Genomic DNA, 19,944 nt, shown 5'->3' with positions numbered 1-19,944 from the left:
CCGCGGATGGTGCGCAGGGCCTACCGGGGCCGCCGGCGTCACCCGAGGCGCGGGTCGGCCGCGACGTCGTCGAGGAAGGCGCGGAGGAGCGCGTTCGTCCGTTCGGGCTGTTCGAGCTGGAAGAAGTGCCCGGTCCCCGGCAGCGGCTCCTGGCGGGCGAACTTCGTCGCGTTCCGCAGCCAGGCCGGGTCGCCGAGCGGCCGCTCGGCCCAGATCGCCATGAACGGCTTCTCATCGGCGAGACGCACGAGCTCGGGCAGCCGGCCGAGGACCCCGGGCGCGTCTTCGAGCATCCCGGCTGCGACCTCCGGGGGGCAGCCGTACATCACCGTTTCGGCGTACTCGCGCGCTGCGGCCGGGGTCTCGTCCGTGAAAAACGTTTCGACGAGCGGGCGGAGCCCTTCGCGCGTGCCGAGTTCGCGGATGCGCTGGACGAGCGGGTTCGCGCCGCCGCCGCGCGGCTCGGAGATGGGCGAATCCCCGGTGACGATGCCGAGGACGAGGTCGGGTCGCTGTTCGTTCAGGACGAGCGCCGTGATACCCCCGAGGCTGTGGCCGACGATGACGCACCGCCCGAGCCCGAGCCGGTCGATGAGCGCGGCGACGTCCTGCGCGGCGCGGGCGATGCCGAACGGCGGCTCGGCCGGGGTATCGCCCCGGCCGCGGAGGTCGACCGCGATGCAGCGGTGGTCACGGGAGAGGTCCTCGAACTGGGGCTGCCACGCGCGCCGGTCGCAGCAGAGGCCGTGGATGAAGACGATCGGCGGGTCGCCGGCGCCGGCCGAAGCATGGGCGAGGACGACGTCCATCGTCAGGCCAGCCAGCCGAAGCGGCGGGATTTGCGGCGCCGGGCGGGACGCGGCAGGAGGCCGAGCGCGCGGCGGGCGAGGCCGCGCTTCGCAGGCCGGCGAGCCGCGGGGGCGACCCGCTGGACGGTCCCGCGGAGCACCTCCGGCGCGTGGCGGCCAGTCTCGCCGAGCGCCGCGAGCGCTTCGGCGGCGGCCGCCCGTGCGCGGGCGAGGTCGACCTCGTCGATGGCGCGGCGGGCGCGCTTCGTGCCGCGCGCGCCGACCTCGGCGAGCCGGGCGACGGTTTCGGCCGCTCGGGCGCGCGCAAGCTCGAGGTCCACGGGCGGCAGCGGCGGGGCCGCCGTCTTCGCTGCCCCGGCGAGCCGCCGGACGGGCGCGCGGCGCTCGCGGCGGCGCTCCGATGCTTTCCGAACGGCGAACCCGATGCCGGCGAGCGCGATGACTGCCCCCGCGCCGGCGAGTACGAGCGTCAGCAGGCCCGGGCCGCGGCGGCGGGCTGCGGTCTGCTCCTCCACCAGCCGTTCCAGCGGGGGCTCTTCCGCTGCCGCGCGCGGCGGGAATTCGCCCCGTTCGACCTCGGCGAGGAAGCTGGCGACGGCTTCGGTGAAGGCATCCGGGTTGTCGCCGGGCACGCTGTGGCCTGCGCCCGGGATGGTCACGAGCCGCGCCGCCGGCATCTCCTGCACACAGCGCTCGGCGACTTCGGCTGAGAGGACGTCGCTCTCGGCGCCGCGCACGAGCAGCGTCGGGATGTCGATGTTGCGGAAGAGCTGCCACAGCTCGTCGCTGCTGAGCCGCCAGCCGACGGTGAGGCCGCTGTCGGGCTGGCGGAACCGCCTGTCGAACTTCCACGTCCACTTGCCGCTGTCCGTCGGCTTCAGGCGATGGCGCATCCGCTCCCGGATGTTCTCCAGCGTGCGCCTCGGATTGAACCGGTGCGCCATCTGGACGAACTCTTCGAACTCGAGCTCGTCCGGCCCGCGCGTGAAGCGGACGATGTTGTCGACGCCTTCCTTCGAGGATTCGGGGCCGACGTCGACGAGGACGAGCACGGTCGCGTGGCCGGGGTAGCGGTTCACGTACGAGACGGCGTTGAGGCCGCCCATCGAGTGGCCGATGAGGACGAACTTCTCGAGGCCGAGCGCCTTGCGGAAGCCCTCGAGATCCTCGACGAACGCCTCGCGGGAGTAGTCGCCGCTTTCCGACCAGTCGCTGTCGCCGTGGCCGCGCTGGTCGAGCGCGAGGAGCCGGTAGCGGTCCTGCATGCGCTCGGCGAACTCATCGAACATGTGCCCGGAGACGCCGAAACCGTGGAGCATCACGATCGGCGGGGCGTTCGGGTCGCCCCATTCCTGGTAGGCGAGCTTCAGTCCGTTGACGGTGACGGAGCGTTCGATATACCCGGCCGTTACCACAGGTCACCTCCCGGATGCGGCGCGCGGGGACACGCCCATGGCGATGATACCACCCGGGGAGGGCCGGGGCGGGGTGTCAGGAGAGGGGCGGGAGGCCCTGCTGCTGGAGCAGCCGGTTGTAGGTGCGCACGAGGGCATCGCCCTGGTAGGCGAAGCCGCCGCCCGGGTTGAACGTGTCGTCGTAGGCGGTGCGGACGGCGTATTCGCCGGTGTAGCCGGCGGCCTGCACCTTCCGCCACGAGGCCGCGAGGCCGCGCGCCGCGCGGTCGGCGTTCGCCTCCGGGTCGAAGCGGAGGTCGCCCATGCCGTGGCCGTAGCCCTGGTCGTGCAGCTGGAAGAGGCCCACGGAGTGCCCGCCGTCGCCGACGGCATCCGGGCGGCCGCCGCTCTCGATGAGCATCACCGCCTTGAGGAAGAGCGGGGGGACGCCGTACTTCTGGCCGAGCCGGTTGAGCAGCCCGTCCCACCGGTCGGGGTCCGCGCTCTCCGCAGCCGAAACGATGGGTGTGTGCGGTTCGAACGCCCGCGAGGCCGCGCCGGCCGACGTGCCGGGGCGGCTCGCCCGCGGGCTGGCGGGCGGCAGCACCTCCGACGACGCGGCCTCGAGCGCGCGCGCGAAGCTGCCCTCGCGCAGGGCGCGGGCGTGCTGGCCCGCAGCCGGCAGGCCGACGTGGAGCGGTGACGGCGCCCCGGAGGCGAGCGGGTCGATCGCCATGTCCGGATGGTAGTACGCTCGCATCGCGCGGACGCCGCGGGATTTCCCCGAGGCCGGCGCGAAACTCCCCGTGTTTCGAGGTGCCGCGATGGAACGACGCATCCCCGACCCGACCCTGATGGCCCGCCTCCAGCTCAGCGTGAAGGGGGTGGACTGGGCTTCGGGGCTCGTTCGGCGGTGGCAGCACGAGACGCCGCCGGGCGGCGGCTGGACGCCGCATCAGCACGTCGCGCACCTGCTCGCCGCCGAGCAGCACGTGTTCCACGTCCGCATCCCGCGAATCCTCGCGGAGGAGCGGCCGGCCTTCGAAAACTGGGACGATGAAGCCCACATGGCCCGCGACTACCGGCCAGAGGGCGACATCGAGGAGCTGGCCGAGGCGTTCATGAAGGCCCGCGAGCAGACGGTGGGCTACTTCAAGGAGCTCACGCCGGAGCAGTGGACCCGGACGGCGGAGTGGCCGGGCGCGGGCGAAGTCGACCTCGCATGGGTGGCCGAGCGGGCGCTGGCGCACGCGCTCGAGCACTTCGTGGCGCTGCTCAACCTGCACCAGCAGTTCGACCGGCACCACGCGCGGGCGTGGCTCGGCGAAGCCGGCAGCTGACCGCCCCGGCAGGTCAGGCGTCGAGCAGGACGGCCTCGTAAGCCCCGGCCCGGAGGGCGTCGAGCAGGTCGCCGTCCGAGCGGACCGGCGCGGCGAACCGGGTGGCCGCCCGGCCGATTTCCGCCGCGGTGTGCGCATCCGACCCGCCGATGCCGGGCAGGCGGAACCCCTTCGCGAGGCCGGCCGCGGCGATGTTCTGGAGGCGGGAATCGGAGCCGTTCGCCGCTTCGACCGAGACGAAGTAGTCCACCGTTTCGCGGGTGACCCGCAGGAGGCCGTCGCGCGCCGGGTGAGCCAGGTAGAGCAGCGCGCCGTGCCGCTCGGCCGCGGCCGCCAGCTCCCGCGCCTCGGCCGAGAACGCGCTCGCCGGGAGGCCGAAGGCGAGGACGTGGCCGAGATCGGTCGTCAGCTCGGCCGCGCTGAAGACCGGCACCGGCGCAGCCCGGCGGAGCGCTTCGAGCGCATCCGTATCCCAGGCGCGGTCGTGTTCGGTGAGGCAGATGCCGCCGAGCCCGCGCTCGGCGGCCAGCCGGGCGAGCTCGAGCGGGTCGAGCGCGCTGCACGCGGAGCGGGGGAGCGTGTGGCAGTGCAGGTCGATGAGCACGGGTCAGCGCGGCAGCCGGACGCCGTAAATTTCGCCGAGGAGGTCGAGGAAGCCGGCCATCGGCCCGGACTGTGGCTTGTTCCGCCGGTACATCACGGCGATGTCGCGCTGGACCGGCTCGGCCGATTCGATGTGGACTTTGTGGAGCGTCCCGAGCCGGATCTCGCGCTCGACCGACACCTCCGGCAGGAGCGCGATGCCGAGGTTCGCCTCCACCATCTTCTTCGTCGCTTCGATCGAATCGAGCTGCATCTGCTGGTGGGGCACGACGCCGAGGTCGCGGAAGAGGCCCATGATCATGCCGTAGTAGCCGGAGTCGCGGTCGAACAGGATGAGCGAGTCTTCGGCGAGGTCTTCGACCCGGACGGAGCCTTTCTTCGCGTACCGGTGCTGGGCCGAGACGACGAGCACGAGTTCGTCGCGGTAGAGCACGACCGTCCGGACGTCCGGGTGGTTGATCGGCCGGCCGAGGCCGACCTGCACGTCGTCATCGAGCACGAGCTGGAGGATTTCGTCGCTGTGGCCGGTGCGGACGAGGACGTCGACGCCGGGATGGGTGTCGCAGAACACCTTGAGCAGGCGGGGCAGGACGTACGTGCCGACGGCCGGGGCGGTGCCGATGAGGAGGCGGCCGGCCGTGCCGTCGCGGGTGCCTTCGAGCATCATCAGGCCGTCGTTCAGGGTGCGCATCACGCGCTGGGCGTAGGGCAGGAAGGCGCGGCCCGCATCCGTGAGCTTCACGCCGCGCCCCATCCGCTCGAAGAGCGGCTGGCCGACTTCGCGCTCGAGGGCCTGGATCCGGTTGCTGAGCGACGGCTGGGCGACGTTGAGCAGCTCGGCGGCGCGGCTGAAGCTGCCGCAATCCGCGGCCGTGATGAACGCTTCGAGCTGGGCGAGTTCCATATGGCTCTGCCCCCATCGATAGGGTGCAACTATGGATCGAGCATACGCCCCTCGCGAGCCATACGCGAGCCCCATGAATCCATCGACGGCGGGCAGAGGTGACCGAAGCCGGTGCCGCTCAATCGAAGTAGCGGCCCATCACCCAGTTGAGCACGTCGCGCCCGGTGAGCATGCCGACGAGTTCGCCGTCCCGCACGACGGGGATGTGGCGGAAGCCGCCGACGCCCATCTTGTTCAGCGCGTAGGCCATCATGTCGTCGTCGCGCAGCACCACCGGGTCCGGCGTCATCACGGTATCCACCGGCCGGTCGAGCGCCGCCGGGTCGCGCGCGACCTTCGCGACGACGTCGCGGTCCGTGAAGATGCCCGCGATTTCCCGTCCCCGGAGGACGACGACGGCGCCGCTCCGCTGCTCCTGCATGAGGCGGATGGCCTCACGGACGCTGGCGCCTGCCTGGACGGTGACCGGCTTGCTCCAGCGGACGGCGGCGATCGGCAGGGTGAGGTCGGATTCCTTGAGGACCTGGGCCGCCTCGGGGACGTCGATGCTGCTCAGGTCCATCAGGCAGCGCTCGCAGATATCGGCGCCCTCGATGTTCTCGGCGCCGCAGCTCGGGCAGATGATGACGTTGGCGGGTTCGGTCGCCATGGCGCATCCCTCCTCCGGCGGGCCCCGGAAACGGCGCCGGGGCCTCGTGCGAGACCCCGACGATAGCAGATTCCGGAGAACGGCGATGCTCGCCGGCGATGCCTATTCGACGACCCACGTCTCCCCGGCGCGGAGGGCTTCTTCGAGCGAACCGCGGCCCTTCGCGATCGCCTCGTCGACCTGCTGCTGGACGAGCTGGTCGAACGTCGGCGCGTCGACGTCGCGGAAGACGCCGATCGGCACCGGGAATTCGGGGTAATCCATGCCGACGAGGATGTTCGCGAGCGTGATGTTCTCGGCGTGGGCGTCGTGGACGAGCAGGCCCTCGTCGCTCTCGGCGTTCTCCACGATTTCGGGTGTGAAGCCGTTGAGCCGGATGCCGTGCTCGTTGTTCTTACCGAAGCGGAGCGGCTTGCCGTGCTCGAGATAGATCATCCGCTCAGCGCGGACTTCCTTCTCGGCGAAGGCGGCAAAGGCGCCGTCGTTGAAGATGTTGCAGTTCTGGTAGACCTCGACGAAGGAGACGCCGCGGTGCTTCGCCGCCCGGTAGAGCATCTCCTCGAGGTGCTTCGTATCCCGGTCGACAGAGCGCGCGACGAACGTGGCCCCGGCGGCGAGCGCGATGCGGATCGGGTTCAGCGGCCGCTCGGTCGTGCCGTAGGGCGACGACTTGGTGATCTTCCCGAACTCCGAGGTCGGCGAGTACTGCCCTTTGGTAAGGCCGTAGATGCGGTTGTTGAAGAGGACGATGTTGAGGTCGATGTTCCGGCGCATCGCGTGCAGCAGGTGGTTGCCGCCGATGCTGAGGCCGTCGCCGTCTCCCGTGATGACGAAGACAGTGAGCTCCGGCCGCGCCGTCTTCAGGCCCGTGGCGATGGTCGGCGCGCGTCCGTGGATGCTGTGGAAGCCGTAGGTGTTGACGTAGTAGGGAAACCGGCTGGAGCAGCCGATGCCGCTGATGAAGACGATGTTCTCGCGGGCGATGCCGAGCTCGGGAAGCATCTTCTGCATCTGGGCGAGGATCGAGTAGTCGCCGCAGCCGGGGCACCAGCGGACTTCCTGGTCGGTGACGAAGTCCTTCCGGGTGAGCACCGGGAGGTCGGGCGAGATGAGGCCATCGTTGGGTGCGGTCGGAGCGGTCATATCAGCCTCCACTGACCCCGGCGCTGCGGGTGAACTCGAGGACGTATTCGTCGCGAAGGCCGAGCACTTCGTCGATCTTCCCTTCGATCTCGGCGATCTTGAACGGCTGGCCGGAGATCTTGTTGAAGCTGACGGCATCGACGAGGAAGCGGCCGCGGATGAGGAGGGCGAGCTGGCCGGTGTTCAGCTCGGGGATGAGCACCTTCTTGTACCGCTTGAGCACCTCGGGCAGGTTCGCCGGGAACGGGTTCAGGTAGCGCAGGTGGGCGGAGGCGACGCTGAGGCCCCGCTTGCGGGCGTTCTCGCAGGCGCTCGTGATGGAGCCGTAGGTGCCGCCCCAGCCGAGCACGAGGAGGTCGCCCTCCTCCGGCCCGGTGACCTGCAGGAGCGGGATGTCGTCCACGATCCGGTCGACTTTCGCCTTGCGGGCGAGCGTCATCTCGTGGTGGTTGCGCGGGTCGTAGCTGATGTCGCCGGTCTCGCCGGATTTTTCGAGGCCGCCGATGCGGTGCTCGAGCCCCTTCTGGCCGGGCACTGCCCACGGCCGGGCGAGCGTCTTCGGGTCGCGCAGGTAGGGGTTGAACTTCCCTTCCTGCGGCTCGGCGTACTTCCACTCGATGCGCGGCAGTTCGGAGATATCCGGGATGCGCCACGGCTCGGAGCCGTTCCCGAGGTAGCCGTCGGAGAGGAAGACGACCGGCACCATGTGCTTGAGCGCGATGCGGAACGCCTCGATCGCCATGATGAAGCAGTCCGACGGGGTGCACGGCGCGACGATGGCGACGTAGCTGTCGCCGTTGCGTCCGAACATCGCCTGCAGGAGGTCGGCCTGTTCGGTTTTCGTCGGCATGCCGGTCGACGGGCCCGCGCGCTGGACGTCGATGACGACGATGGGCAGCTCCGTCATGACGGCGAGGTTGAGCGCTTCGCTCTTGAGGGCGAGGCCGGGGCCGCTCGTGCCGGTGAGGCCGAGATGGCCGCCGTAGGCCGCGCCGATGGCGGCGCCGATGGCCGCGATCTCATCCTCGGCCTGGAACGTCTTCACGCCGAAGTTCTTCAGCTTCGAGAGCTCGTGGAGGATGTCGCTCGCGGGCGTGATGGGGTAGCTGCCGTAGAAGAGCGGCAGCCCGCTGAGGACCGAGGCCGCGACGAAGCCGAGCGCCGTCGCCTCGTTGCCGCTGATGTGGCGGTACGTGCCGGGCGGCACCTTGGCCGGCGGGACGCGGTACTGGACGCGAAAGAGTTCGGTCGTCTCGCCGAAGTTGTAGCCGGCGCGGAGGGCGCGCAGGTTCGCTTCGAGGATGTCGGGCCGGCGCTTGAACTGCTCGGTCGCCCACTTGATGGTGGTGTCGAGGGTGCGGCCGTACAGCCAGAGGATGAGCCCGAGGGCGTAGAAGTTGCGGCAGCGGAACTTGTCCTTGGCGCTCAGCGGGAGCCCCTCGAGGGCGAGCTCGTTTTGCCGCGTGATGGCGATGGGCACGACCTGGTAGCCGGCGAGCGAGCCGTCCTCGAGCGGGTTCGACTCGTAGGCGGCCTTTTTCAGGTTGGTCGGCTCGAATTCGTCTTTGTCGACGATGAGGAGGCCGCCCGGCTTGAGGTCGCCGAGGTTCGTCTTCAGCGCGGCGGGATTCATAGCGACGAGGACATCGGGCCGGTCGCCGGGGGTGTAGATTTCGGTGCTGGCGAAGGAGATCTGGAAGCCGGAGACGCCCGGGAGCGAGCCGGCGGGCGCGCGGATCTCGGCGGGGAAATCGGGAAGCGTCGCGAGGTCGTTGCCGAAGACGGCGGCGGTGCGGGTGAACTGCGTCCCGGTGAGCTGCATCCCGTCGCCGGAGTCGCCGGCGAAGCGGATGGTGACGCGTTCGAGCTCTTCGACGTGGTGTTCAGGCTTGAGCTGCGTTTCGGTAGTCATGAATCTCTGCTTCTATCCACCCTCTGGTTGCTCCATCACCTGGTGAGGGCGAGGAGGCAGGTTCAGGACGTCTTCGGGGTAGGCCTCTGCGAGGTCCCGCAGGAGGTCGCCGAGCCGCAACACCCCAACCACGCGGCCGCCCTCCACCACGGGCAGGTTCCGGTAGTGATGCTGCTGCATCAGGGCGATTGCTTCGGCCACCGTCCCTGTGGAGGCAATCACCCGGGGCTGCTTCGTGAGCACCGAAGCATCGAGCGGCTGGTCCCAATCGAACCCATCCACCATGCATTTCGTAAGGACGTCGCGCTCCGTGAAGATGCCCCGCAACTCGCCCTGCTCCACAGCGAGCACGCAGGTGGTGCCGAAACGGTTCATCGCGTCGACGGCCTGGCGAACGGGGATGAATGGCGAAACGGTGGCTGGCTCGCTGAGGGTCAGCTCGGAGAGGCGTTGATTGACGAACCGGCTGAGCCGGGTGCGGTCCATCTGCGCTGTCGTTCGCCTGGATGGGATGATGCGGACCGGCGGGCGCAAAGGCACACCGTGCGCGTTAGCCAAAGTGTACGCCCTTTCGCAAAGTCGTGCAGGCGCGAACGGCCCCGCCCGGCTGCCGCCTCTCCCGATACGGCCTACGACTCTTCCCTATTTCCCGTCCCCGTCACCTGCCCTTCCCTGCACGTCCACGGGAGCGGGGCCGATATTCCGAATACGCCCTGCTACCTGCGGGATACGGGGAATCATGGCTTCCAAGGCGCAGATCCAGACGGTCAAGGCGGACTTTCTCGATCCGTCGCTGTACGAAGACACCGGGCTCTCGGGGGTGCCCCGCCTCAGCCGCGGCGCCGTGCTCGGTGCGCTCAGCCGGGCGTTCGACCTCGCCGAGGGCCGGAAGCCGGGCCATGCCCAGCGCGTCGCCTATATCGGCGTCTACCTCGCGAGCGACCTCGGCCTGGAGCCCGCCCGGATCGAGGAGGTCTACTTCGGCTGCCTCCTGCACGACATCGGCATGGCGGTGATGGAGCCGGTCGCGCTGCCTGTGGCGCGGCCCGCCCGCCGGTGGGCGGCCGACGGGCGCCGCCCTGCGCCGCCGGAGCGCCCGCCCCAGGGCGGCTGGTCCGAAATCATCGACGCCATCGCGCGGCACTGCGAGACGGGCGCGGACGTCGCGCGCCGGATGGGCTTCTCGGAGGCGGTCGCGCGCGCAGTCCTCGGCCACCACGATTGCTGGGACGGCTCCGGGCGGCCGGGCGCCGTCCCCGGGCCGGAGACGCCGCTCGTCAGCCGCATCGTCGCCCTCGCCGACCGTTTCGAAACGCTCCTCGATGCCGACGCGCCGCCGCTCGCGCTGCGCCGGAGCGGACCCGCCCTCCTGCGCGATATGGCCGGGCAGGAGCTCGACCCCGACCTCGCCGAGCGGATGGCCGTCATCGCCTCGCGCGACGATTTCTGGCTCGGCCTCTACGACAACGACCTCGGCCCGGGGCTGATGGCGCTCAACTACGGCGGCATCCTCGGCCGCGATGAGCTGTTCGAGCTGCTCGGTGTGCTCGCCGACGTCATCGACGTCCGAAACGGCCGCGCGGAGGGCGCCGGGCGCCGGGTCGCCGACCTCGCGCGCAAGGTGGCGCTGCACTGCGACATGACCGAGCGCCGCGCCGACCTCCTCAAGGTGGCGACGCTGCTCCACGACATCGGCACGCTCGGCGTTCCGGCCCGCTTCCTCCGCAAGCCGGACATCCTGAGCGTGGACGAGATGTCGGCGGTGCAGATGCACCCCATCTACGCCCGCGACATCCTCGGCGAGATTCCCGGGCTGGGCGCCGCCGCCTGGTGGGTCGGCTGCCACCACGAGCGCATCGACGGCAAAGGCTACCCCGGCATGCTCGAGGGGAGCGAAGTCCCGGTCGAAGCCCAGATCATCGGCATGTGCGAAACGTTCGACGCGCTCACGAACGACCGGCCCTACCGCCGGGCCCTGCCCCGCTCGGAAGCCTTCGAAATCATGCGGGGGCTTGCCGGCAACCGGTTCGATCCCTACCTGCTCGCGCGCTTCGAGAGCGTCGCGGGCCCGTTCGACGCCTGAGACGGGCGCCAACCCGTCCGCAACGGCACTTCCCGCGGGGCCGGGGCCGGCAATCTTGCCGGCCCCGGTTCACGTTGACCTGCGCCCCGGGCAGCCGGCGCTACAATGCCGCCGGCGAACACTTCCAGGGAGCGCGCGCATGGCGACGCGGGTCATCTCCATCTCACGGCAGGTCGGCACGGCAGGCGAAGAGGTCGCCCGGGCCGTCGCGGACCGCCTGGGGTTCCGGTACGTCGACTACCAGGTCATCCAGGAGGCGGCGGCCGAGGCCGGCGTCTCGCCGGAGACCGTCTCCGAAGCCGAGCACACGCCGTCCCTCCTGACGCGCATCCTCGAAGCCCTCGCGCGGAACCCGGCGATGCCGGCGGCGGGCTGGGCCGACCCGGTGCCGCTCACCGCGAGCCCGCTGTACACCTCGGCCGATTACCGGCGGTTCCTCGAGCAGGTCATCCGCGACCTCGCCGACCGGGGCGAGTGTGTCATCGTCGGCCACGCAGCGCAGGTCATCCTCCGCGACCGGGCCGATGCCGTGCGCGCCCTCGTCACGGGCTCGCCCAAATACCGCGCCCGGCGCATCATGACCGGGATGGGCGTCGACGAAAAGGAAGCCCTCAAGATCATCGAAAGGACCGACAACGAGCGGCTGGAGTACTTCCGCCGCTTCTACGACACCGGATGGCTGACTCCGAGCACCTACGACCTGTGCATCAATACCGACCGGCTTTCGCCCGGGCAGGCGGCCGAGGTCATCGTGCAGTTCGCCTCGCTGCCGCGGGCCTTCTCCTGATCGCCGCCGGGGCGGCAGCGGCCTGCGGCGGCAAGGGCGGCGACAGCACCGCGAGCCCGACGGCAGCCGCCGCCGCGACCGCTGCCGACCTCGTTCCCGACCTCTCCGGCGAGGGGTTCCGCCTCGAGGCGAGCGGCAAGCTGCCCGCGCTCACCCCGGAGCAGGACGCCTTCATCGCCATCTTTGCCGGTTCGAAGCCGGGCGTCTCCAGCGTCCGCATCGAAGTGAACCTCCTCCCTGCCGCCGACGCCGCGAAGGCGCAGTTCGCCGCCATCGCCGACGCGCTCCGCAACCCGCCGCCGGACCTCTTCGGCCCCGGCACCGTGCAAACCGACGGCCAGCCGGTCTACGAGGCCGACGAGGCGCGCAGTTACGTCACGGCGAAGCCGGACGCGCAGGGCAACCTCGTCTATTCCGACGCCTACCGGATGGGCCGCGCCATCGTCATCGTGTACACGCTGGGGAACGACCCGGCGGCGGCGAAGGCGGCGCGAGAGCTGGTCGCGAAGGAGATCGACCGCCGGGCGCCGCGCTAGGCTGCAGGCGGCCGCGCGGCGGTGCTAGGATGCCGCGCATGTCGCACCCGCTCGAATCCCGCGGCCGCCGCCTCCCCTTTTCGTTCAGCGCGCTCGACCCTGCCGTCCGTCGCGAGGTCGTCTACCTCGAAGCCAGCGACACCGCGCAGAGCTTCGGCATCCTCTACCTCCCTCCCCGGCATGAGCCGCGCACGGCGGTCTACCTCGTGCACCCGCGGGGCGAATTCACCCGGCATTATGTCGTTCCCGGCCTCACCGCCCGCGGCTACGCCGTCTTCGGCCAGAACAGCCGCTACCTGAACAACGACACTGATATGGTGCACGAGCGGCTGCTGCTCGACATCGCCGCCGGGATGCGCTGGCTGCGGGAGCGGGGCTTCGAGCGGATCGTGCTGCTCGGCAATTCGGGCGGCGGCTCGCTGCTCGCGTTCTACCAGTCGCAGGCCTCGCGCCCGCCGGCCGAGCGCCTCTCCTCGACGCCCTCCGGAGAGCCGATCGACCTCGCCGCCGAGGAGATGCCGCCGGGCGACCTCTACATCGCGGTCGCCGCCCACCTCGGCGAGGGCCGCTTCATGCTGAACGTGCTCGACCCGAGCGTGACGAACGAGTCCGACCCGGCGAGCTACGACCCGGCCTGGGACATGTACAACCCGGAGAACGGCTACCGGCCCTACCCTGAGCCGAGCCGCTACGACCCGGCGTGGCTCGCCGAATACCGGCGGCGGCAGCGCGAGCGGAGCCTGCGGCTGGACGCCATCGCCCGCGAATACCTCGCCGAGCACGCCTACTTCCGGGGCGAACTCCGCTCCGATCGGTTCGCGGCGCTTCCCCCGGCCGCGCGGGGGCTCATCGCGCGGCGGGCGCGGCTCGGGCGGTACATGGTCATCTACCGCACCCTCGCGAACCCGGCCTACCTCGACCCAACGATCGACCCGAGCCGGCGGCCGCTCGGCAGCATCTTTTCGCCCGGCGACCCGATCATCGGGAACTACGGCTACGGCGGGCTCGCCCGCGTGATGACGCCGCGTGGCTGGCTGAGCACCTGGAGCGGAACCAGCTCCCAGGCCGACCTCCCGGACACAATCCGCCATGTGACCGTGCCGACCCTGGTCGTCTTCGCCGACGGCGACTGCGACATCTTCCCCTCCGAACAGCAGGAGATCCTGGAGAAGAGCGGCGCGGCCGATAAGCAGCTGCTCACGCTGGAGTGGGCCGACCACTACCTGAACCCGGTCGGCGATGAGGGGCGGAAGCTCGCCGACCCGCGCGAGCGGCTGCTCGACCTCATCGTCCCCTGGATCGAAGCGCGCATCGGCGGCCCCTAGCAGGGCACGCCGGCGAGGCCCCGCGCCGCCGGTGGGTCACGCGCGGGGGCTTCCCGCCCGGGCCGCCGATTCGCGCTCCGCTTCGTCGCGCAGCGCAGCCGCGGCGATGCTCGTCTCGATCAGCTCTTCGAAGCCGAAGAGGAGCCCCGCAGCGATGGCGACGGGCCACTGGAACGTCCAGCCGAGGCCGATGGCCGCGAGCGCAGCGCCCTGGGTGAGCCGCCGGATGCCCCGCATCAGCAGCCAGTTGCCGCCGGGCTCGGACCGGCTCGCCAGGAGGAGCCCCCGCCTGCCCAGCAGCAGCCCCGTCGCCAGCAGCCAGGCGCCCGCTGCTGCCAGCAGTGTGGCAGGAACGTGCCGGACCGGAGATATCCACAAGTCGTCCATGGCCCTACGATCGTCTCCCGCGCGGCATCGGTTGAAGGGCCACTTCGCGGGGGAAGGGTGGAGCCATGGACGTGGTCATCGACCTGCCGGAGCTGCCGGGCCAGCCGGCCTACGTGCGGCTCGCCGAGGGGCTGCGGCGGGCCATCCTCGACGGGCGGTTCCAGCCGGGGGAACGGCTCCCGGCCACCCGCGCCGTGGCGCGGGCGCTCGGCATCGCGCGCAACACGGTCCTCGAGGCCTACGACCAGCTCACGGCCGAGGGCTACCTCGTCGCGCGGCACGGTTCCGGGACGTTCGTCGCGCCGGAGCTCCCGGACCGGGCGTTCCGCGCCCGGCGCCCGGACGCCGCCCCTTCGCTGCCGGGCGCGCTGCTCCCCGCGCAGCCGGCCGAGTACTCCGCGTTCGCGCGCAGGCTCCCGGCCGAAGACCCGGTGCCCCCGATGGGGCACGGCCGCCTGCCCTACGACTTCCGCTACGGCTCGCCGTCGTTCGCTGAGTTTCCCCTCGCAGAGTGGCGCTCACTGACGCGGCGCATCCTCGATTACCCGCCGGCGGAACTGCTCGGCTACGGCCCGGCGGAAGGCCTGCCGGCGCTGCGCAGCGCGCTCGCCCGCTACCTCCAGCGGAGCCGCGGCGTCCGGTGCTCGGCCGACGACCTCGTCATCGTGAACGGTTCGCAGCAGGCGCTCGACCTCGCGGCGCGGATTCTGCTCGACCCCGGCGACGCCGTGGCGATGGAGGAGCCGGGCTACACCGGCGCGCGCGCCGTCTTCGAGGCCGCCGGCGCCGAGGTGGTGCCGGTCCGCGTCGACGAAGAGGGCATCGTGGTTGCCGAGCTCCCGGAACGGGCGCGGGTCGTCTACGTCACGCCGTCGCACCAGTTCCCGACGGGCGCGGTGCTCTCGGCGGCGCGCCGGTTGGAGCTGCTGGCCTGGGCGTGGCGGACCGGCGCCACCATCATCGAAGACGACTACGACAGCGAGTTCCGCTACGCCGGCCGGCCGCTCGCCTGCCTCCAGGGGCTCGATGAATCGGGCCGCGTCGTCTACACCGGCACCATGTCGAAGGTGCTGCTGCCGGCGCTGCGGCTCGGCTACCTCGTCCCGCCGCCGCACCTCCAGGCCGCGTTCGCGCGGGCGAAGTGGCTCACCGACCGGCACGTGGCGCTGCTCTACCAGGCCGTGCTCGCCGCTTTCATCGAAGAAGGCCATTTCGAACGCCACCTGCGGCGGATGCGGCGGGTCTACGCGCGGCGGCTGGAGGCCCTGCTGGCCGCTATCGGCCGGCACCTCGGGGAGCGCGCGGCCGTCCGCGGCACCGAAAGCGGCATCCACGTGATGCTCGAGCTCCGGGGCGTAGACGACGGCCGCGCGATCGTCGAAGGCGCCCGCGCGGTCGGCGTCGGCCTCCACAGCGCGCACACCTACTACGCCGGCGAGCCGCCGCCCGGCGCGTCGTACGTCGTCGGCTACTCCAGCCTGGATGAGGCCGCCATCGAAGAAGGCATCGCCCGGCTCGGCCGCGTCGTCGAGGCGTACGACCGCCTGCGCGCCAGTTGACCCCTGGGCCCGGGGGCTGCCTACAATCCGCCGATGCTCGCCCGCGTCCTGAGCTGTGCGGTCGTCGGGCTCGATGGCGAGCTCGTCGAGGTCGAAATCGACATCACCCGCGCCCAGCTGCCGGCGATGACCGTCGTCGGCCTGCCCGATGCGGCCGTGCAGGAATCGCGGGAGCGCGTCCGGGCGGCCATCCGGAACAGCGGCCTCGCCTGGCCAGCGAACAACCGCATCACCGTGAACCTCGCGCCGGCAGACCTCCGGAAGGAGGGGCCGGCCTACGACCTGCCGATCGCCGTCGGCATCCTGCTCGCCTCCGGGCAGGTCGCTACGGAGCCGGCCGACGCCGTCTTCCTCGGCGAGCTGGCGCTCACCGGCGACGTGCGGCCCGTGCGCGGCGTGCTGCCGATGGCGATGACGGCTGCGGCCCGCGGCATCCGCCGCGCGTTCGTGCCCGCCGAGAACGCCGCCGAAGCCGCCCTGGTCGAAGGTCTCGAGGTCTACCCGGTCCCGTCGCTGGGCGCGCTCGCCGCCCACCTGAACGGCGCAGTCGCGCTGCCGCAGTTCGCGGGCCGCGGCGAACCGGCGGAGGACCCGCTGGCGGCCGCCGTCACGGACTTCGCCGACATCGTCGGACAGGAGCACGTGAAGCGCGCGCTCGAAGTCGCCGCCGCAGGCGGCCACAACGTCGTGATGAAGGGGCCGCCGGGCAGCGGCAAGACGCTCCTCGCGCGGGCCGTGCCGGGCATCCTCCCGCCGCTCACGGCGGCCGAGGCGATGGAAGTCACGCGCATCTACAGCGTCGCGGGGCTGCTGCCGCCGGGCACGGGGCTCGTCGGCAGCCGGCCGTTCCGGTCGCCGCACCACACGATTTCGAACGCCGGACTCGTCGGCGGCGGCTCCGTGCCGCGGCCCGGCGAAATCACCCTCGCCCACCGCGGCGTCCTCTTCCTCGACGAGCTGCTGGAGTTCGACCCGCACGTCCTCGAGATGCTGCGCCAGCCGCTGGAGGACAAGACCGTCACCATCAGCCGCGCGAAGCAGGCGGTGACGTTCCCGGCGAGCTTCATGCTCTGCGCCGCGCTCAACCCCTGCCCCTGCGGCTACCTCGGCGACCCCGAGCGCCCCTGCACCTGCCCGCCCGCAGTCGTCGGGCGGTATCAGCGCCGCCTCAGCGGCCCGCTCATGGACCGCATCGACATCTTCGTCGACGTGCCGCGCGTCCCGCTGGAGAAGCTGACCGCCGCAGCGCGCGGCGAACCCTCGGGGTCGGTGCGGGCGCGCGTGGCCGCCGCGCGCGACGTGCAGGCCGCCCGTTTCGCCGGCACGCGGACCGCGACGAACGGCGAGATGTCGCCGGCGCAGGTGCGCGACTTCGCGCAAGCCGCGCTCGAGCCGGCCGCGGCCGAACTGCTGAAGCGGGCGGTCGAGCGGCTCAACCTCTCGGCGCGCGCCTTCCACCGGGTACTGAAGGTGGCGCGGACGGTCGCCGACCTGGCCGGGTCGGAGCAGATCGGGCCCGCCCACATGGCGGAGAGCATCCAGTACCGGGCGCGGCTGGAGTAGTGCTCAGCCGCCCGGCGGCCGCTTCCCGGCGGGCGCGGCGAACGACTCCATGAACCGCTGGAACGCCTCCGGACTGGCCCACGCGAACGGAGCTTCGCGCGCGCGCTGCAGCCATGCGTCGAACTCAACCGCCGCGTCGGCGGCCAGCTCGCCGAGCCGCACGTTCGCCTCGACCAGCGCGCTGGCGGCCGCGAAAAGGTCGGCCCAGCGCTGGAGGACGACCGCGTACTGCCGGCCGAATTCGAGGGCGGCGTCCGAGGGAGCGAGGAACGGCGAGCGGGCGCGCGGCATGGCGCGGAGTATACGCCAGCGGGCTGCCGCGACACCTGCTGACGAGTTTCGAACATATGTGTTGACATCCGCACATCCGTTCGCCTAGGCTTTGGCCACCTTTCGAACGGATGTGCGCATCATGGTCAACCCGGTCCTCACGGTCCTCGTCGACCTCATCCTCATCGGCTCGGCGCTCGGCATTCTCAGCGCGATGGTGGCCGAAGCCTGGGTCGACCGCCGCCCGCGCGTCGGCGCACGGCGGTTTCGCCCGCGGCAGCAGCCCCAGCGGCTGACGCCTGCGCGGCGGGACCGCGGCCTTCAGATGACCGTGGGGAGCCGGCGTGTCGCCTGAATCAGGGCGCCGTGCGCCGCAGCTGGACGGGCGCTTCTTCGGGGAGCGGCTTCCGCCGCCGCTCCTGCACCCGCTCCACGGAGCGGACGCCCCGGACGATTTCGATACGCGCGAGGAGCCGCGAGAGCTGTTCGATGCCGGTCGTCTCCAGCGTGGTGGTGATGGTGACCGAGCCGTCGCCGTTCTCGATGGTCCGCACGCCGACCATGTTGACCTTCTCGTCGGTCACCACCGTCGTGATGTCGCGCAGCAGGCCGACCCGGTCCCACGCTTCGATGCGGATGGAGACCGGGTACGTGCGCGTCACGGTGCCCCACTCGACCTCGACGATGCGTTCGCGCTCGGCTTCGTTGAGGATGTTGAGGCAATCGGCGCGGTGGACGGTGACGCCCCGCGCGCGGGTGACGTAGCCGACGATCTGGTCGCCGGGAACGGGGTTGCAGCAGCGGGCCATGGTGGTGAGCAGGTTGCCGACGCCGAGCACGCGCATCCCCGGGCCGCCGAGCTTCGCGGGCTCCTGCTTCTGCGGCAGCTCGGGCGGCTCCTCGGCCTCGGCCTCCTCCCGCTCGATGACCGCGGCCACCTTGCGGGCGATGCTGTTCGTGCTGACACCGCCATAGCCGATGGCCGCGAGGAAGTCCTCCCAGGTGGTGAAGTTGAACAGCTGGAGCAGCTGCTCCTGCCGCTCGGCGACGTCCCAGCCGAGCCGTTTCAGCTCCTTCTCGAGCATCTCGCGGCCGCGCTCGATGTTTTCCGCCCGCTCCTGCTTGCGGAACCACTGCCGGATCTTCTCGCGGGAGTGCGCCGTCCGGATGTAGCCGAGGTTCTGGTTCAGCCAGTCGCGCGAGGGGCCTTTGCTCGTGCGGCTGCGGAGGATTTCGACCACGTCGCCGGTCTTCAGCGGCGAGTTGAGCGCCACCATGCGGCCGTTGACCTTGGCGCCGACCGTCTGATGGCCGAGGTCGGTGTGGATGCGGTAGGCAAAATCGAGCGGCGTCGCGCCCGCGGGGAGGTCGAGGACGTCGCCCTTCGGGGTATAGACGAAAACCTGGTCGTGGAAGATGTCGGTCTTGACTGATTCGACGAATTCGTCGGCGCCGGCGAGGTCACGCTGCCATTCGATGAGCTGCCGCAGCCACGCGATCCGCTCCTCGTCCCGGCCGGCCTGCTTCCCGCCCTCTTTGTACCGCCAGTGGGCAGCCACGCCGTATTCGGCGACCCGGTGCATCTCCCACGTGCGGATCTGGATTTCGAGCGGCCTTCCGCCGGGGCCGACGACCGTCGTGTGGAGCGACTGGTACATCGAGTCCTTCGGGTTCCCGATGTAGTCGTCGAACTGGCCGGGAATCGGCCGCCAGAGCGCATGGATGACGCCGAGCGCGTGGTAACACTCGGAGACCGTATCGACGAAGACGCGCATCGCGAGGAGGTCGTAGATCTGGTCGAAGCTCTTCGACTGCGCCGAATAGCGGCGCATCTTCTGGTAGATGCTGTAGATGTGCTTCGCCCGGCCGGTCACTTCGGCCTTGATGCCGGCGGCCTCGAGGTGCTCCTTGAGGATGACCGACGCCTCGGCGATGACGCGCTCGCGCGTGACGCGCTTCGAGGCGAGCAGCTCCGCGATTTCGCGGTACTTCTCCGGTTCGAGGTAGCGGAAGGCGAGGTCTTCGAGCTCCCACTTGATTTGCCACACGCCCAGGCGGCTGGCGAGCGGGGCGAAAATCTCCTGCGTCTCGAGGGCGATGCGCCGCTGCTTCTCCGGCGGGAAGGCCCAGAGCGTCCGCATGTTGTGCAGCCGATCGCAGAGCTTGATGAGGACGACGCTCAGGTCCTCGGCCATCGCGAGGAACATCTTCCGGAGGTTTTGGGCCTGCGTGGTGCCGCGCATCGGGTCCAGGTCGGCCACGTTCATCGGCAGCTTGTCGAGCTTCGTGAGCGCGTCGACCAGCTTCGCGACCCGCGGGCCGAACCGCTCGGCGATCTCTTCGTTGCGGACGCCGCAGTCTTCCTGCACGTCGTGGAGCAGGGCGGCAGCGATAGCGAGGTGGTCCAGTTCGAGGTTGGCGACGAGCTCGGCGACGGCAACGGGATGCGTGATATACGGGTCGCCCGTCTTGCGGAACTGCCCCTCGTGGTGGCGGGCGGCGAAATCGAAGGCGTCGCGGATGATGTCGAGGCGGTCGGCCGGGAGGTACTGGCTGGCGCGCGCGAGCAGGGCGTCGATGCTGACGCTGGCTACGGCGGGCTCTCCAGGGCTCACGGACATGGGCAGCGGCCTCTTTGCCGGGGCAATCCTTCTTCTTATCCTAACATGCTGTCACCCCC

At 70.9% G+C, this 19,944-nt stretch carries 20 protein-coding genes; 8 read left to right on the top strand and 12 right to left on the bottom strand.

The features are described 5' to 3' along the window. Positions 1 to 38: 38 nt before the first annotated feature. The 3 genes from N2041_RS04315 to N2041_RS04305 form a co-directional block, all read right to left on the bottom strand. On the bottom strand, positions 39 to 809 hold the full coding sequence (locus N2041_RS04315) for an alpha/beta hydrolase (RefSeq protein ID WP_297676175.1): 771 nt from the start codon (positions 807 to 809) through the stop codon (positions 39 to 41). Between the two features lie 2 nt (positions 810 to 811). Then, positions 812 to 2,224, bottom strand: a complete 1,413-nt coding sequence (locus N2041_RS04310; RefSeq protein WP_297676173.1) for an alpha/beta hydrolase — start codon at positions 2,222 to 2,224, stop codon at positions 812 to 814. Positions 2,225 to 2,300: 76 nt separating this feature from the next. After that, positions 2,301 to 2,939, bottom strand: a complete 639-nt coding sequence (locus N2041_RS04305; RefSeq protein WP_297676171.1) for a transglycosylase SLT domain-containing protein — start codon at positions 2,937 to 2,939, stop codon at positions 2,301 to 2,303. 88 nt (positions 2,940 to 3,027) lie between these two features. On the opposite strand from N2041_RS04305, the gene N2041_RS04300 reads away from it, so the two are divergent. Then, positions 3,028 to 3,543 carry a DinB family protein gene (locus N2041_RS04300; RefSeq protein WP_297676169.1) on the top strand — a complete coding sequence of 172 codons (516 nt, stop codon included), beginning with the start codon at positions 3,028 to 3,030 and terminating at the stop codon, positions 3,541 to 3,543. A gap of 13 nt (positions 3,544 to 3,556) precedes the next feature. On the opposite strand, the gene N2041_RS04295 is transcribed toward N2041_RS04300, so the two are convergent. From N2041_RS04295 to N2041_RS04270, 6 genes are all read right to left on the bottom strand, one after another. Further along, the gene (locus tag N2041_RS04295; RefSeq protein ID WP_297676167.1) at positions 3,557 to 4,147 is read right to left on the bottom strand and encodes a PHP domain-containing protein; all 591 of its coding nucleotides are present in this window, start codon (positions 4,145 to 4,147) and stop codon (positions 3,557 to 3,559) included. A gap of 3 nt (positions 4,148 to 4,150) precedes the next feature. After that, positions 4,151 to 5,050 (bottom strand): LysR family transcriptional regulator, encoded by a 900-nt coding sequence (locus tag N2041_RS04290; RefSeq protein WP_270056178.1) that lies wholly within the window; start codon positions 5,048 to 5,050, stop codon positions 4,151 to 4,153. 118 nt (positions 5,051 to 5,168) lie between these two features. Continuing rightward, positions 5,169 to 5,699: a CBS domain-containing protein gene (locus N2041_RS04285; RefSeq protein ID WP_297676164.1), complete on the bottom strand. Its 531-nt coding sequence runs from the start codon at positions 5,697 to 5,699 to the stop codon at positions 5,169 to 5,171. Positions 5,700 to 5,801: 102 nt separating this feature from the next. Further along, the gene (locus N2041_RS04280) at positions 5,802 to 6,842 is read right to left on the bottom strand and encodes a 2-oxoacid:ferredoxin oxidoreductase subunit beta (RefSeq protein ID WP_297676162.1); all 1,041 of its coding nucleotides are present in this window, start codon (positions 6,840 to 6,842) and stop codon (positions 5,802 to 5,804) included. 1 nt (position 6,843) lies between these two features. Beyond that, positions 6,844 to 8,754, bottom strand: a complete 1,911-nt coding sequence (locus N2041_RS04275; protein WP_297676160.1) for a 2-oxoacid:acceptor oxidoreductase subunit alpha — start codon at positions 8,752 to 8,754, stop codon at positions 6,844 to 6,846. 12 nt (positions 8,755 to 8,766) lie between these two features. Next, a complete protein-coding gene (locus tag N2041_RS04270; protein ID WP_297676158.1) occupies positions 8,767 to 9,240 on the bottom strand; it encodes a CBS domain-containing protein in 474 nt (157 codons plus the stop codon). Between the two features lie 253 nt (positions 9,241 to 9,493). Between N2041_RS04270 and N2041_RS04265 the strand changes: the two genes are divergently transcribed. From N2041_RS04265 to N2041_RS04250, 4 genes are all read left to right on the top strand, one after another. Continuing rightward, the gene (locus N2041_RS04265; RefSeq protein ID WP_297676156.1) at positions 9,494 to 10,837 is read left to right on the top strand and encodes an HD domain-containing phosphohydrolase; all 1,344 of its coding nucleotides are present in this window, start codon (positions 9,494 to 9,496) and stop codon (positions 10,835 to 10,837) included. Positions 10,838 to 10,976: 139 nt separating this feature from the next. Next, complete coding sequence (locus tag N2041_RS04260) at positions 10,977 to 11,624, top strand: AAA family ATPase (protein ID WP_297676154.1); 648 nt, start codon at positions 10,977 to 10,979, stop codon at positions 11,622 to 11,624. Beyond that, the gene (locus N2041_RS04255) at positions 11,540 to 12,160 is read left to right on the top strand and encodes a hypothetical protein (protein WP_297676153.1); all 621 of its coding nucleotides are present in this window, start codon (positions 11,540 to 11,542) and stop codon (positions 12,158 to 12,160) included. The genes N2041_RS04260 and N2041_RS04255 overlap by 85 nt, the downstream gene beginning before the upstream one ends. A 38-nt stretch (positions 12,161 to 12,198) precedes the next feature. Beyond that, positions 12,199 to 13,485, top strand: coding sequence for a hypothetical protein (locus N2041_RS04250; protein ID WP_297676151.1), 1,287 nt, complete (start codon positions 12,199 to 12,201; stop codon positions 13,483 to 13,485). Between the two features lie 36 nt (positions 13,486 to 13,521). Here N2041_RS04250 and N2041_RS04245 read toward each other — a convergent pair whose 3' ends face one another. Further along, positions 13,522 to 13,872 (bottom strand): hypothetical protein, encoded by a 351-nt coding sequence (locus N2041_RS04245; protein ID WP_297676149.1) that lies wholly within the window; start codon positions 13,870 to 13,872, stop codon positions 13,522 to 13,524. Between the two features lie 65 nt (positions 13,873 to 13,937). Between N2041_RS04245 and N2041_RS04240 the strand changes: the two genes are divergently transcribed. After that, a complete protein-coding gene (locus tag N2041_RS04240) occupies positions 13,938 to 15,431 on the top strand; it encodes a PLP-dependent aminotransferase family protein (protein WP_297676147.1) in 1,494 nt (497 codons plus the stop codon). A gap of 33 nt (positions 15,432 to 15,464) precedes the next feature. Next, positions 15,465 to 16,994, top strand: a complete 1,530-nt coding sequence (locus N2041_RS04235; protein WP_297676145.1) for a YifB family Mg chelatase-like AAA ATPase — start codon at positions 15,465 to 15,467, stop codon at positions 16,992 to 16,994. 3 nt (positions 16,995 to 16,997) lie between these two features. Here N2041_RS04235 and N2041_RS04230 read toward each other — a convergent pair whose 3' ends face one another. Beyond that, entirely contained in the window at positions 16,998 to 17,285 is a 288-nt protein-coding gene (locus N2041_RS04230; RefSeq protein WP_297676143.1) for a hypothetical protein, read from the bottom strand. 121 nt (positions 17,286 to 17,406) lie between these two features. On the opposite strand from N2041_RS04230, the gene N2041_RS04225 reads away from it, so the two are divergent. Next, the gene (locus N2041_RS04225) at positions 17,407 to 17,619 is read left to right on the top strand and encodes a hypothetical protein (protein WP_297676142.1); all 213 of its coding nucleotides are present in this window, start codon (positions 17,407 to 17,409) and stop codon (positions 17,617 to 17,619) included. Position 17,620: 1 nt separating this feature from the next. Here the strand turns inward: N2041_RS04225 and N2041_RS04220 are convergent, their stop codons facing one another. After that, positions 17,621 to 19,885: a bifunctional (p)ppGpp synthetase/guanosine-3',5'-bis(diphosphate) 3'-pyrophosphohydrolase gene (locus tag N2041_RS04220; protein WP_297676141.1), complete on the bottom strand. Its 2,265-nt coding sequence runs from the start codon at positions 19,883 to 19,885 to the stop codon at positions 17,621 to 17,623. Positions 19,886 to 19,944: the final 59 nt, after the last annotated feature.

The sequence above is a fragment of the Tepidiforma sp. genome, assembly GCF_026419595.1.
GTDB lineage: Bacteria > Chloroflexota > Dehalococcoidia > Tepidiformales > Tepidiformaceae > Tepidiforma.
This window is presented reverse-complemented; position numbering and strand designations above follow the sequence as displayed.

Excerpts from the sequence above, each read along its gene's own strand:
- N2041_RS04315 (WP_297676175.1), bottom strand. The coding sequence starts at position 809 with ATGGACGTCGTCCTCGCCCATGCTTCGGCCGGCGCCGGCGACCCGCCG.
- N2041_RS04305 (WP_297676171.1), bottom strand. The coding sequence starts at position 2,939 with ATGGCGATCGACCCGCTCGCCTCCGGGGCGCCGTCACCGCTCCACGTC.
- N2041_RS04300 (WP_297676169.1), top strand. The coding sequence starts at position 3,028 with ATGGAACGACGCATCCCCGACCCGACCCTGATGGCCCGCCTCCAGCTC.
- N2041_RS04290 (WP_270056178.1), bottom strand. The coding sequence starts at position 5,050 with ATGGAACTCGCCCAGCTCGAAGCGTTCATCACGGCCGCGGATTGCGGC.
- N2041_RS04285 (WP_297676164.1), bottom strand. The coding sequence starts at position 5,699 with ATGGCGACCGAACCCGCCAACGTCATCATCTGCCCGAGCTGCGGCGCC.
- N2041_RS04280 (WP_297676162.1), bottom strand. The coding sequence starts at position 6,842 with ATGACCGCTCCGACCGCACCCAACGATGGCCTCATCTCGCCCGACCTC.
- N2041_RS04275 (WP_297676160.1), bottom strand. The coding sequence starts at position 8,754 with ATGACTACCGAAACGCAGCTCAAGCCTGAACACCACGTCGAAGAGCTC.
- N2041_RS04270 (WP_297676158.1), bottom strand. The coding sequence starts at position 9,240 with ATGGACCGCACCCGGCTCAGCCGGTTCGTCAATCAACGCCTCTCCGAG.
- N2041_RS04265 (WP_297676156.1), top strand. The coding sequence starts at position 9,494 with ATGGCTTCCAAGGCGCAGATCCAGACGGTCAAGGCGGACTTTCTCGAT.
- N2041_RS04260 (WP_297676154.1), top strand. The coding sequence starts at position 10,977 with ATGGCGACGCGGGTCATCTCCATCTCACGGCAGGTCGGCACGGCAGGC.
- N2041_RS04250 (WP_297676151.1), top strand. The coding sequence starts at position 12,199 with ATGTCGCACCCGCTCGAATCCCGCGGCCGCCGCCTCCCCTTTTCGTTC.
- N2041_RS04245 (WP_297676149.1), bottom strand. The coding sequence starts at position 13,872 with ATGGACGACTTGTGGATATCTCCGGTCCGGCACGTTCCTGCCACACTG.
- N2041_RS04240 (WP_297676147.1), top strand. The coding sequence starts at position 13,938 with ATGGACGTGGTCATCGACCTGCCGGAGCTGCCGGGCCAGCCGGCCTAC.
- N2041_RS04235 (WP_297676145.1), top strand. The coding sequence starts at position 15,465 with ATGCTCGCCCGCGTCCTGAGCTGTGCGGTCGTCGGGCTCGATGGCGAG.
- N2041_RS04230 (WP_297676143.1), bottom strand. The coding sequence starts at position 17,285 with ATGCCGCGCGCCCGCTCGCCGTTCCTCGCTCCCTCGGACGCCGCCCTC.
- N2041_RS04225 (WP_297676142.1), top strand. The coding sequence starts at position 17,407 with ATGGTCAACCCGGTCCTCACGGTCCTCGTCGACCTCATCCTCATCGGC.
- N2041_RS04220 (WP_297676141.1), bottom strand. The coding sequence starts at position 19,885 with ATGTCCGTGAGCCCTGGAGAGCCCGCCGTAGCCAGCGTCAGCATCGAC.